At 71.6% G+C, this 12,548-nt stretch carries 9 protein-coding genes; 8 read left to right on the top strand and 1 reads right to left on the bottom strand.

Going from position 1 to position 12,548, the window contains the following annotated elements:
- Window positions 1-211: 211 nt before the first annotated feature.
- Together NWFMUON74_RS13090 and NWFMUON74_RS13095 are read left to right on the top strand one after the other, a co-directional pair.
- A complete protein-coding gene (locus NWFMUON74_RS13090; RefSeq protein WP_269475351.1) occupies window positions 212-3,139 on the top strand; it encodes a helix-turn-helix transcriptional regulator in 2,928 nt (975 codons plus the stop codon).
- Between the two features lie 97 nt (window positions 3,140-3,236).
- The gene (locus NWFMUON74_RS13095) at window positions 3,237-3,575 is read left to right on the top strand and encodes a hypothetical protein (RefSeq protein WP_187688070.1); all 339 of its coding nucleotides are present in this window, start codon (window positions 3,237-3,239) and stop codon (window positions 3,573-3,575) included.
- Here NWFMUON74_RS13095 and NWFMUON74_RS13100 read toward each other — a convergent pair.
- Window positions 3,557-4,351 carry an acyl-[acyl-carrier-protein] thioesterase gene (locus NWFMUON74_RS13100; RefSeq protein ID WP_187688071.1) on the bottom strand — a complete coding sequence of 265 codons (795 nt, stop codon included), beginning with the start codon at window positions 4,349-4,351 and terminating at the stop codon, window positions 3,557-3,559. The two genes, NWFMUON74_RS13095 and NWFMUON74_RS13100, sit on opposite strands and share 19 nt — an antisense overlap.
- 361 nt (window positions 4,352-4,712) lie before the next feature.
- Here NWFMUON74_RS13100 and NWFMUON74_RS13105 point away from each other — a divergent pair, with 361 nt between their 5' ends.
- From NWFMUON74_RS13105 to NWFMUON74_RS13130, 6 genes are all read left to right on the top strand, one after another.
- Window positions 4,713-5,417 carry a hypothetical protein gene (locus tag NWFMUON74_RS13105; protein WP_187688072.1) on the top strand — a complete coding sequence of 235 codons (705 nt, stop codon included), beginning with the start codon at window positions 4,713-4,715 and terminating at the stop codon, window positions 5,415-5,417.
- A gap of 25 nt (window positions 5,418-5,442) precedes the next feature.
- Window positions 5,443-6,180: a DUF4328 domain-containing protein gene (locus tag NWFMUON74_RS13110; protein ID WP_232111167.1), complete on the top strand. Its 738-nt coding sequence runs from the start codon at window positions 5,443-5,445 to the stop codon at window positions 6,178-6,180.
- Window positions 6,181-6,276: 96 nt separating this feature from the next.
- The gene (locus tag NWFMUON74_RS13115; RefSeq protein WP_187688074.1) at window positions 6,277-8,814 is read left to right on the top strand and encodes an ATP-binding protein; all 2,538 of its coding nucleotides are present in this window, start codon (window positions 6,277-6,279) and stop codon (window positions 8,812-8,814) included.
- A gap of 184 nt (window positions 8,815-8,998) precedes the next feature.
- Window positions 8,999-9,178, top strand: a complete 180-nt coding sequence (locus NWFMUON74_RS13120; RefSeq protein ID WP_187688075.1) for a hypothetical protein — start codon at window positions 8,999-9,001, stop codon at window positions 9,176-9,178.
- A complete protein-coding gene (locus NWFMUON74_RS13125; protein WP_187688076.1) occupies window positions 9,175-11,340 on the top strand; it encodes a linalool dehydratase/isomerase domain-containing protein in 2,166 nt (721 codons plus the stop codon). The genes NWFMUON74_RS13120 and NWFMUON74_RS13125 overlap by 4 nt, the downstream gene beginning before the upstream one ends.
- Window positions 11,337-12,548 (top strand): cytochrome P450, encoded by a 1,212-nt coding sequence (locus NWFMUON74_RS13130; protein ID WP_187688077.1) that lies wholly within the window; start codon window positions 11,337-11,339, stop codon window positions 12,546-12,548. Before NWFMUON74_RS13125 ends, NWFMUON74_RS13130 begins: the two co-directional genes overlap by 4 nt.

Here is a 12,548-nt window from a genome sequence, read left to right on the forward strand (position 1 = left end):
GCCCCCGTACGCGACAGTGAGCGGGTGACGGCGCGCAATCAGAATCGGACGTCCGCTACGCGGGCGACAGTAGGGATATCCCTACATCTGCCCCGTCCCGGCATTGCGAACGATTCGCTGCGACAACAGGTCCGCGGCTGGCTAGTATCCACGCGGCAAAGCCCGGAAGATTCGATGGCCGGGCTCGCGATCACCTGGAGGTGACGTGTCGGTGGTATCACCGGGACGAGGTGTCCGGCCACTGGTAGGGCGTGAGGCGCCGCTGCGCGTATTGGAGTCGGGGTTGATGACCGTGCGAACCGGGGCGTCCGCGGCGATCTCGGTGATCGGCGAACCCGGCATCGGCAAGACCCGGCTGCTGCGGGAGGCGGTGTCGCGCGCCGAGATCCTCGGCTTCCGGGTGCTCGGCGCTCGCGGCACCGAACTGGAACACGAGATTCCCTTCGGCGTCGTGATCGACGCGCTCGACCAGCCCGTGGGCGCGCTGCGCCCCGACGAAGTGCGGGACCTCGACGCCGACGCGCTGGCGGAGCTGGCGCGCCTGCTTCCGGCACTGGCCCGGTGGGCCTCCCCGCTGGCGACGCCGTTGCAGATCGAGCGGCACCGCTGCCACCGCGCGCTCCGTATCGCCTTGCGGCAGCTGACTTCTCGGCAACCGGTACTGCTCGTGCTGGACGACGTGCACTGGGCCGACCACGCCTCGGTGGAATTCATCGCGTACCTGCTGCGGCACCGAGTGCCGAGGTTGGCCCTGCTGCTCGCCCATCGTGCCCGGCAGCTCCCGGACGCCTACGCCTCGGTGCTCGCGCCCGCCGTGTACGACGGGACACTCACCCCGCTCGAGCTCGGGCCGCTGACCGTGGCGGAGGCCGCCGAACTACTCCCGGAATACCCGCTGACCTGCACGGAACTGGCCGAGCTGCATGCCGAATGCGGCGGCAACCCCTTCTACCTCCTCGAACTCGCCCGCGCGCGGCTCCGTTCCGGCGCCTCCGCTCCACCCGGCATGCTCACCCCCGACGAGTCGGGGGTGCCGCCCGCCATCGCGGCGGCACTGGAGCAGGAAGTACGGGCGCTCACCCCGCCCGCGCGGCTGCTGCTGCAGGCCGCGGCCGTCACCGGCGGCGTATTCGACATGGAGCTGGCCCTCGCGGTCTCCGACCTGACCGAGGACGAATCACGCGGCGCGGTGGACGAATTGGTGCGGTCCGGGATCGTGCAGGAAACCCGGGCGCCCGGCCGCCTCGGATTCCGCCATCCCATCGTGCGACTCGCCATCTATCAGCGCGCCGGATACGGCTGGCGGCGGCGCGCGCATCGCCGGGCCGCGGCGGCGCTGGCCCGTCGCGGCGCGGCGTTGCCGGTGCGCGCTCATCACATCGAGTACTGCGCCGAGGTCGGTGACGAGCAGGCGATCGAACTGCTGACCGAGGCGGGCGTCTCCGCCGCACCACGCGCTCCCGCCGCGGCGGCACGGTGGTTCCGCGCGGCCCTGCGCCTGCTGCCCGACGCCGCGGCGGCGCAGCGACGGCTGTCGCTGTCGATGGCACTCGCCGACGCGCTCAGCGTGACCGGTCACCTCGGTGAATGCAGCGCGGTGCTGCGCGAGGCGCTGGCGCTGCTCCCGGCCGGCGAACTCACCGACCGGGTGGCGGTCATGGCTCGCATCGCCCTGACCGAGCAGCGGCTGGGCAATGCCGCGGAGGGACGGCGGCTGCTCACCGCCGCCCTGTCGCTGACCACTCCCGGCAGTCTCGAGGCCGCCGGGCTGCGGCTCGAACTGGCCAAGAACCATCTGATGATGCGTGATTGGCAGGAGGCCGCCGCGGTCACCAAGGCGGTCCAGCGCAGCGCGGGAGTGCGCGGCGACCGGCGGCTGTACCTGGTCGCCACGGCGGCCAGCGCGTACATGAGTTCCATGCACCTCGGCCAGTCGCTGGTCGACGGCCTGACCTATCTGGACGAGGCGGCCTCGGCACTGGACGGCCTGACCGACACCGAGGTCGCGCCCGCTCTGCTCGACGGGCTCACCGACGTCGCCTACACCGAGGTGGCGCTGGAACGCTGGGAGAACGCCGTGACGCACTCGGAACGGGGCATCCGGCTGTGCCGCGACACCGGACACGGGCGGCATCTGGTCGAACTCCAGCATCTGCAGGCCCTCGGACTGATGATGCAGGGGCGGCTCGAGAGCGGTCTGTCGGCGGCGGCAACGGCCGTGGAAACCGCTCTGCTGCTGGACAATTCGCCTATCGTAGCGCTCACCGAGGCGACCCGCTGCTGGCTGCTGATGCTGCTGGGCCGCACCACCGACGCGCTGGCCTCCGGTGCGCTCGCGATGCGAGTCAACGCGCGGATGCCGAGCGCGATGAACGCCTGGCACGCCCCGCTGGTCTACGGTTGCGCGCTCGTCGAGGCGGGCCGCCACCGCCAGGGGCGGCAGGAACTGGTGCGGGTCGCGGGCGGCGAACTGCACGACGCGATGTTCCCGACCACCATGCCGCACTTCTACCGATTCCTCGTCGACGCCGAACTGGCACTCGGCCTGGTGGAAGCGGCCGAGCGGACCACGCGGCACGTCGAGGAGATCGTCGCGGCCATGCCCGCCATGCACATGCGCCGCGGCGACGCGCGGTACTGCCGGGCGCGGGTGCAGTCGGTCCGCGAGGAGACCCGCGCGGCCGCCGCCAGCGCGGAGCAGGCGGTGCTGGCCTACGACGCCGCCCGCACGCCCGTCGACGCCGCTCGCTCGCGCGTCCTGTTCGGCCACGTGCTGGCCGACCTGGACGATTTCGCCTCGGCGCGACGGGAATTCGACAGCGCGCTGGCGGCGGCCGAACTGTGCGGGGCCGGACGGGTCGTCGAACGGGCGCGCGCGGGGCTGCGCCGGATAGGGGAGCGCCACTCCGACCGATCCGGCGGTGCGGTGACACGCCTGGGCGGGCTCACCGAGCGGCAATCGGAGATCGTCAACCGGGTGGTCCTCGGCCGGACCAACCGGCAGATCTCGCAGGAACTCTACGTCAGCGAGAAGACGGTCGAGGCGCACCTCACCCGCTTGTACACCAAGTTCGGCATCTCCTCCCGCGCCGAACTGGCCGCGCTGGCGGCCAGCGAGCGGATCCGGCCGCACACCTGAATTCCCGGAGCCACGGCGCGCGGAAGCCGGTAGCGGCACGGCCGCATTGGTAGAGTCGGGACGCTGATCGGGTCGGCAAGACATGAGGAGACTAGGGATGGCTGAGGTCGTGGTCGCCGAGGTTCGGTCGGATAGCCAGCCCAGGTCCGGGCAGAAGGGCCGATCGAGCGCGAACTTCTCGCTCGCCGATGTTCCCGACGGTGCCCGGGAACTGGTGTGGCGCACCGAACCCGACCACGCGGCGATCAGATTCAGTGTGCTGGCGGACGTCCGGGCCAATTACGACAAGCCGGTGCTGTCGAACATCGTCTCCGGCTCGCGGACGCCCGTCCCGCGGGAGCGACAGTCGTTGTCGCGCCGGGGTTTCTACATCGCCCACCCGTCCGGCTCGCCGGACGGCGGCTTCGTGGTTCGGGTCTACGCCCTGCTGCCCTGAGCCACCGGCTCGATGCGCGCCAATGTCCGTGCACTGCCGTCGACTTCGAGTTGCACGTGCAGCGCGGCGTCGTCCTGCCAGGCGCGGATCGACACCTCGTCGCCCGCCATCACGGCACCGGCGTGCTCGAGGATCACCCGGTGCGGCAGCGCGGCCGCGGCGGGAAACCGCGCCAGCGCCTCCTCGACCGCTTCCCAGTGCACGGCATTGTTGACGTGCCCGTAGCGGTCGACGTCGGTGACGCGCAACGGGAACGGCCACACCTCGGCCTCGGGATCGGTCCACTCGTGCAGCGCGGCGCGCCACCGCAGCCGATGCTCCGTGGTCGCCGCGAGCATCGGTGCCATGAAACGGTCGCTCATCCGCGCCGGCCGCGCGCCCTCGATGTCCACGTGGATGAGGAACATCTCCGTCTCGATCAGGCCGCCGTGCTCGCTGCGCACCTGAATACGCATGTTGCACCAGCGATTCGACAGCGCCGACGGCCAGCGGCGCAGGTGCACGCGATCGCCGAACTCGATCGGCCGCAGGACGTCGATCACGGTGCGGCGCACGATCCAGCCCGGATGCAGGTCGCCCTCCTCGACCACCTGCAGATGGTCGTACCCGATGTCCTGCAGATACCGGGCCACCGCATCGAGCCGCAGTCGCTCGTCGCCGCCGGTGTCGCCGAGCCGCACCGGCCATTCCTCGTGGAAGGCCCGGCTCTCGTCCGGGCACGGCGGCAGCGGAAACGCGATCTGTGCCGAACGGTCGGCGGTGCTGACGGCGCCCATGCACGCTCCTTTCGCAGGTTCCGCGCGAGCCTACCCACCGGAGCTCCCCGCCATCCGATCCGACACGGCGCGCGTGACCGCGATCCGGTCGGAGCGGTGAACGTCAGCCGGGGCGAGACGGTCCACGCGGTCGGTGAGCACGTCCGGCCGGGCCGAAGGTGTGCGCGGAATGCGGGTGAGTACGGTGCTCGGCCGCGTGCTCGTGTGCCGTGACCCGCGCAGTCGGCGGGCAACCGGTTGTCGTGGCGGCACGGTGCGGAGCCCCGGGGCGCGGGGCTTCGATGTAGCGAGCCGGAATTCTCGTGCTCTCCGTCGGCGCGGATGCGGCGGGGATGTCGGTGGTCGTCGTTAGGCTGCGGACATGGTGAGGTCCGATACGGCGGTACGCCGCTTGCTGCGTGAGATGGGAAAGTTGCTGCAGCCGTACGGGTTCGAGGGCACGGAGCCGACATGGGTGCGGGTCGCGGCGGGCGGCGTCGCGTCGGTGGGCCGCACCCGGGTGTCACGGTCATGGTCCGGCGGGCGGCAGGAGATCGCGTTCGGGCTGGCGGTGAACGCGACGCCCACCGCGTGGTGGGAGTTCTGCAACTGGCGCAACGCGCAGCTCGGTGTGCCGACCGTGCCGCTCGCGGCGGCGAGTGGCCCCGGCCTGCTCGGCGCGGAGGCATTGCCGGACGAGCTGACCAGGATGTGGACGCTGCGCTCGGACGCGCGACAACCGGGTCAGCATGTCCTGCAAGACGATATCGAGGCCGTCCGCGCCGAGCTGCCGCGTCGGGTGCACGCCTACGCGCGCCGGGCACTGCGGCTGCTCGAGCCGGACCGTTATCTCGACGAGTTGTCGGCCCGGCCCGTGGCGGGCGGCCGATACCGGGAGGCGATGGTCGTCCTGCTCGCCGAGCGCGGCCCCGGCGCGCGCTTGGACGCCGAATGCGAGGAACTGCGCCGATGTTTCGCGGTCGGCGACGCCCGCGCCTACGCGGAGCAGGTCATCGGCTATGCCCGCGCCCGCGCCGACGGTCTGATGCGCGCACCGACCGGTGATTTCGCCGATACGCCGTCGTAGTCCGGCCCATACAGTGGTCCGGGTGATGCGACAACGGCACTCCGGCATCCGCCCCGATCCGAATCTCGCGGGACCGCCGAGGGGGAGTCCGCCGCGGCTGCGGTCGCTGCGCGGACCGGCGTACGCCATCCTTGTCGCCGTCGCCGTCGTTCTGGTCTTCCGGCTCGTCGAGTGGGGTATCCACGTGCGCAACTACCTGTTGCACGCGGATTTCGAGAACGGGGAGCTGGAACGCGCGCAGTACCTGACGGATCTGGAAGCCGCCCGGTCGTGGCTCGGGATCACCACCGTGACGATGCTCGCCCAAGCGGTCGCGGGCGTGCTGTTCGTCGTCTGGTTGTACCGAGCGCGGAGCAACGCCGACGCGCTTTCCCCTGCGCGGCACCGTCTTCCGCGGGTCTGGGCGGTGCTCGGCTTCCTGCCGTTGCTGAACTTCGCGCTGCCGCCGATCGTGCTGGACGACGTGCAGCGCGCCGTGCACCCCGATACACCCCTTGCGGCGGTGCGCCCGCGTGGCAACTCGACGACGGCCGTGGTCACCCTCTGGTGGCTGTCGTTCGTCCTCGGTTCGCTACTGCTCGCGATCCTGTCCCTGGCCATGTCGATGGTCGGCACCCAGCCCGCCGACGCCGGGCGCTTCGGCGGCGCCGTCCTGGTCTTCCTCGCCGGTGTCGCACTCATCGGCACAGCCGCCGTCCTGCTGGCCGTGCTGCTGCGGCGAGTGGAGCGCTGGCAATCCGCGCGCGCCGCCCTGCACCGGTGAGCGGGTCGCCACGCGCCCGGCCCCGAGAACCGTACGAAACGGACACCTGGTCGAGTGTGGCGCCGTGGCGGCACAGCGAAGGTTAGGGTTGTCGGCATGTCAGCGGGGTATTCCGGGACAGCCGAGAGTGCTGAGCGGGCGGACGATTTCGTCGGGCGCGACCGGGAACTGGACGCCCTCGTCGCGCTACTCGCGCGCGGTACCCGGCTGGTGACACTGATCGGTCCCGGCGGCATCGGCAAGACCCGGCTGGCGGCGCAGGCGTGCCGACGCCTGGAACGGTCCCGCCGCACCGGCGTGCACTGGTGCCGCCTGGCCCGCGTTCCCGCGGGCAGCCCGGTGGCGGTCCTCGACGAGGAGATCGCCAGATCTGTTGTGTCGGCGGACTATTCGGGCCGCTCGGCGTGGGAGGCCGCGGTCAGCGCACTGTCCGGTGCGACGGCCCGGCCGGTGCTGGTGATGGACAATTGCGAGCACGTGCTGGCGAGCGCGGGGGCGGTGATCGCACGGCTGCTCGAGGCGGTCCCGGCGCTGTGTGTGGTGGCGACCAGCCGCGAGGCCGTCGGCTGGGTGGACGAGTACCGGTTCATCGTGCCGCCGCTGTCGCAGGAGCAGGCGCTGGCGTTGTTCCGCCGGCGCGCCGAGATGGCCGGGCACCCGATCGTCGGCGCGGACCAGGCGGCCGTCGCGGAAGAGATCTGCCGCCACATGGACGGGCACCCGCTGTTCGTGCGCCTGGCCGCCGGCTGCCTGGTCCGCCGGCCGCTGGCGACGATCCTCGAGCAGTTGGCGGACGACCCGGAGAGCGATCGCCGCCTGGACTGGCCGGGCCCGGCGCTCGGTGGCGAGCCCCGGCACCGCACCATCGGCGAGGTCATCGGCTGGTCCTACGGCCTGTGCGGGGAGCAGGAGAAGCTGCTCTTCGATCGGTTGTCGGTGTTCGCCGGTGGCTACGACACCGGCCCGCCCGCCGGGCCCGCCGCGGTCGGGGCCGAGCCGGAAGCGATCCGAGCCGTCTGCGCCGACCCGGACGACGAACCCGCCGTGGCGCGAAAACCCCTCGCCCGCAACGAGATCGAGCCACTGCTGGAACGCCTGGCCGAGCAGTCGCTGGTGACCCGGCACATCAGCACCACCGCCGTGCGCTACTCACTGTCGGAGAATCTGCGCGTCTTCGCCCGGCAGCGACTGAGCGAGCGGAGTACAAGCGGCACGGACGAGCCCGCGCGGCTGGCCGCCCGCCACCGCGACTACTACCGTGACCAGGTGCTGTCCGCGGCGACCGGATGCTTCGGCCCGGCCGAGCGCGATCTGATGGCCTGGGCCGCCGGCTCGTGGAACGACATCGTGACCGCGATAGAACGTAGTCTCGCCGTGGGCGACGGCGGCACCCACGGACTGGAAATCTGTGTCGGGCTGCTGACCCTGCGCCTGCCGTTCTTCCAGGGTTCGCTGCGTGAGATGCGCGCGTGGACCGAACGCGCGCTCGCGGTCACCGGCACGGCGGCGCCGGACGAACTGCGGGTCACCGCCCGGGCGCTGTTGATCTGGATCACCCTGTGCCAGGGTGAGATTCGCCATGCCGAACGCATGCTCGACGACTGTGTCGAGGACTGCGCGCCCGGCCTCGGATCCGGCTGGCGGGAGGACCCCCGGACGGATGCCGGGTTGCCCGCGGCCGTCGATTTCGCATGGGGCGTCGAACTCATGCTGGCCCGCCGGGATCCGGTGTCGGTCACCGTCCTCGAACGCGCCCGGGACAAATTCGACCGGGCCGGGAACATCTCGGGCTCGATTCCCAGTGAACAGTTCGCGGCACTCGCGTCGGCGTTGCTCGGCCCGCCGGAGCAAGCCCGGCGCCTGGCCCAGCGCTACCTGGACCGCACGGCCGCCGCGGGCATGTCGTGGACGCGGTCGTGGGCGCAACTGACCTGGTCGATCGCATTGACCAGACTGGGTGAGCCGGTCGAGGCGCTGGCCGTGCAGCGCGCCGTGCTCCAGGCGCTGACGCCGTCGCGTGAGCAGTGGGGTGCGTTGTGGGCGGTCGAATTCCGGACCTGGTCGCTGGCGCGGCTGCTCGTCGACCCGCCGTCCGGCCGAGCGGGGGAGCGGCGCGCACCGGCCGCGCTGGCGACCGAGATCGCGCTGTTGGCAGGCGGCACCCGGCGCATGCGTGACCGGCTGGGTGTCGACATCGAGCAACTGGGTCCCTTCGCCGATTACAGTCGCGACGCGGTGCGTGCGGCCGAAAAGGTGCTCGGCGCACGGGCTTTCGACGCGGCCGTGGCCCGCGGCGCGGAACTGCGGCCCGAGTCGAGCGAGGTGCAGCGGCTGGCGATGGGCACGCTCAGCCTCGCCGAGCGGCCGGCCCCGGCCCGGCGCGGCGGCGAGCCAGCGCCGCGCTGGCACACCCTCACGGCCGCCGAACAGGAGGTCGCCGGGCTGGCCGCGGCCGGTTGGACCAACGCCGAAATCGCCGCGCGCCGAGGACGTTCGCGCCGCACCGTCGACGCCCAGGTAGCGGCGATCCTGCAGAAACTTCAGATCACCTCCCGCTCCGCCATAACCCGCTTCGTCCCCGCCGCCTTCCCCGGCCCGGAATCACCCGGCGGCCCCACATCCGCGCCCCACTAGCCCGCGACCGTCCGGCAGCTCAGCGCCCCGCCACCTCATGCACGGTGCTCCGGCAGCTGCGCCCCCTGGCTCGCATACCGATCCTGGCACCGATGCCGAAACCCTTACCTAGGTAGTCATCCTGGGCTCCGCGGCTGCTCGCGGTGGGCGGCCGCGTCGGCCGAGTGGCGAGCCAGTGGGAGGTGTGAGCGCGGTGATGTGCTGTGTGGTGCTCGGTGGTCTGATGCTGTTCGGCCCGCGGATGGTGTGGCTGTGGCGATCGCTGCGAGCGCGGAACGGCGTGGCCGCGAGTACGGCCGTGCTCGGTGAGGTCGCCACCTCCCGGCATCTGGTGGTGTCCACTCGAGTCGGGCGGGCCCGATGACCGCGGTGGCCGGTGCTGTTCCGGCCCACCGGATGCGGGGGCCGATGACCGCGCGGTGGTTCGCCCGGACGGCGGCCGTCGTACTCGTGGTGTGGGTGGTCGCGGGGGCCGGACCCGCACTCGCCGGGCTGTCGCTGCCGTGGCGGGCGTTCGGCGCCGGATTGATCGTTCCCGGTGCGGGACTCGTCGTGGCGGTGCCGCCGCTGCACCATCCCTTCGACACGGCCATGGTCGTCGGCCACGCGGTGATCGTCGCCGCCGAGGCGGCCGTACTCGGCTGGGCGCTGCGCAGATTCCGCGTCGGTGTGGCGGTCGCGGGCGTGGTCGTACCGGTCGCGCTGATCATCGGAGTCCTGGTCGCTCCGGGCGCGGTGGTGGTGACCGGCCATATCGCGGGGTTCGCCGGTGTCCTCGCCGCGTCCGGCTGGGCCTTCGCCTTCCGGTGTATCGCCCGTTCGGACTATGTGACGCTGCCGGTCATCGTGCTCGCCGCGGCCACGGCCGGCGCGGGTCTGGCGGCGTATCACGGCGCCATGCCCGGACCGTTCACCTGGTTCTCCTGGGCCGCGCTCGGCGTGGCGGTGACCGGCGCCGGGGCCGCCATGACACGCGACCTGATCCGGCACCGCGCCGCGGTGGCGCTCGGGGCCGAGCGCGCCCGATATCTCGCCGAGCGCCGGGTGGCAGCCCGCACCAATCCCGTCCCGCTGCAACGCTCCACAACGACCCCGCCGGTGACCGAGGCGAGCACCGACCAGCTCGCACTGCTGCGCCATCTGCTGCGCATCGCCCTGCGTCCGCCCGGTGACTGGAGCGGATTCGACGGCGAGGGCCCGGGTCCGTTGCAGCAGTACCGATATCAGGTCAACGCACTCGGCTGGGCGTTGTCGATGTACGCCTACTCGCACACCCCCGCGCTGCGGGGCCCGGTGCACGCCGCGCAGTCGATGCTGCTCGACCGGCTCCGGGATCCCGCCGTCTGGCGGTACTGGTACTGGGAGAACCTGCTGGGCAACTGGGACTTTCGCCGGCGCCGGACGGACCCGATCGATGTGCGGCAGAACATCATGTTCACCGGATACCTGAACCTGCAGCTGGGCATGTTCGAACAGGCGACCGGTGATACCCGCTTCCGCGTCCCGGGCGCACTCGAATTTCCTTCGCCGTCAGGTTTTTCCGCGGCCTACGACCACGACGCGATCAACGCGATCGTGGTCCGCAATTTCGACAGCGACCTGTGCCTGTGGCCGTGCGAGCCGCTGCCGATCGGACGGTCGCGCACCCGGGGCCTGGTATTCCCCTACTGCAACGCCGTGAGCGTCGCGGGCGTCGCCGTCGCCGACGCACTGCGCGGTTCCGCCGCGGCCGCCGAGATCGCGCCGCGGCTGCGCCAGGCACTGGAGACCGAATTCACCGCCGCCGACGGCGATCTGGTGACCTTCCTCGCCTCCGGCCTCGGTCTCACCGCCCGTGGCTTCCGCGGCCCGACGACTACGGCGGGCATCGTCGCGTTCCTCGCCCCACTGCTCCCCGAGACCGCCTGGCGCGCTTGGGAAGTCCTGCGCCGGGAATGGCTGGAATCCGGACAGTACCTGCTCCCCGGCACGGGTGGGTCGGAATCGCCCACCGCCGCCGACTGGGGATCGCAGGCGGCGACCAACGCCGAACCGCTGGCGGCGGCCATGCTGCTCGCACAGGAAACCGATGCGCGGGACTGGCATTCGTCGCTGTGGCGCGCGGCCACCGATCAACTGCGGTTCGGTGACCGTGAGAATCCGGCGGGCGCACGAGGTTTCATGGAGGCATCGGTACACGCCAATGGGATGCTGGGTCTCGGCAGCCTGGGCCGGCCGCGCGCACTCACCGACATGATGTCGCGGCCACGGCCGGCCGCCTGGGACCACGGCCCGCGCATCGCCGAACTACCGCACCCGGATGTGCTGGTGGCCAGGGCGGTAGGCGACGGCATCGGGCTGGACGCCGTCTTCCGGGCGGGCGTGGCGCCGGGACGCTACGCCGTGGTGCTCGATCGGCTCCGGCCCGCACGGCCCTATTACGCACACGGTGCCACCGAATCCGTCATCCACGCCGACGCGCACGGCGCCGCCCGCATCACCATCGACCTGCACGATCGCACCGTGATCGAACTGAGGCCCGCATGACCAGCTCACCGATCGACGCCGACGGCCCCCGGGTCGCCCTGTACGCGCCGGAGTTCGCCACCGAACCGCACCGTGCCTACCGCCGGATGCGGGAGCGCTACGGCTCGATGGTGCCCGTCGAACTCGCTCCCGGCGTCCCCGCCACCCTGGTGATCGGCTACCGGACCGCCGTCCGCATCCTGCACGATCCCGACCACTTCCCCGCCGATCCGCGCGGCTGGCAACAGCACATCCCCGCGGAGTGCCCGGTGAAACCGATGCTGGAGTGGCGGCCCAACGCGATCCGCTCGGCCGGTGCGGAGCACGCGCGGTACCGGGAGGCGAACGTCGCGGCGATCACCGCGGTCGACCTGCACGGCCTGCACAGCATCGTGGAGCGGATCGCCGTGCCGCTGATCAACGGCTTCTGCGAAACCGGGTCGGCCGACCTGATCGCCCGGTACGCGACCCCGCTCGCGTTCGAGGCCATCAACGCCATGCTCGGCTGCCCGCCGGACATCGGGCGCCGGGTCGCCGCGGGGATCATGGCGATGTTCGAGGGAAACGATGCGGCACAAGGCAATTCGATGCTCCTCGAGGCGCTGACCGAACTGGTCGCGCAGAAGCACGCCGACCCCGGCGACGACATCACGACACGGCTGTTGCGGCATGGGGCCGGGCTGAGTGATCAGGAGGTCGTCGAACAGCTGGTCCCGCTGTACGGCGCCGGGGTCGAGCCGGTGCTGAACCTGATCGCCAACACCATGCTGTCGGTTCTCACCAGTGAGGGATTCGCCGGTGACGTCCTCGGCGGCAGCCTGCAGACCCGAGACGCACTGGACGAGGTGCTCTTCCACGATCCGCCGATGGCGAACTTCTGCATGAGTTATCCGCGGCACCCCATCCTGATCGACGGTGTCTGGTTACCGGCCCACCAGCCGGTGGTGATCAGCATCGCGGCATGCAACAACGATCCGATCGTCGGCGCGGGCGACCACACGGGCAATCGCTCGCACCTGGCGTGGGGCGCGGGCCCGCACGCCTGTCCCGCCCAGCAGGCGGCCTACCTGATCGCGCAGGACGGGGTCGACCAGCTCCTCGACGCTCTGCCGGATATGCGACTGGCCGTGCGCCCCGAGGCACTCACGTGGCGCCCCGGCCCCTTCCACCGCGCCCTGGCCGCCCTGCCGGTCACCTTCCCGCCGTCACCCCCGTTCGACATCGCGTGA

Origin of the sequence: Nocardia wallacei, assembly GCF_014466955.1 — a bacterium.
GTDB lineage: Bacteria > Actinomycetota > Actinomycetes > Mycobacteriales > Mycobacteriaceae > Nocardia > Nocardia wallacei.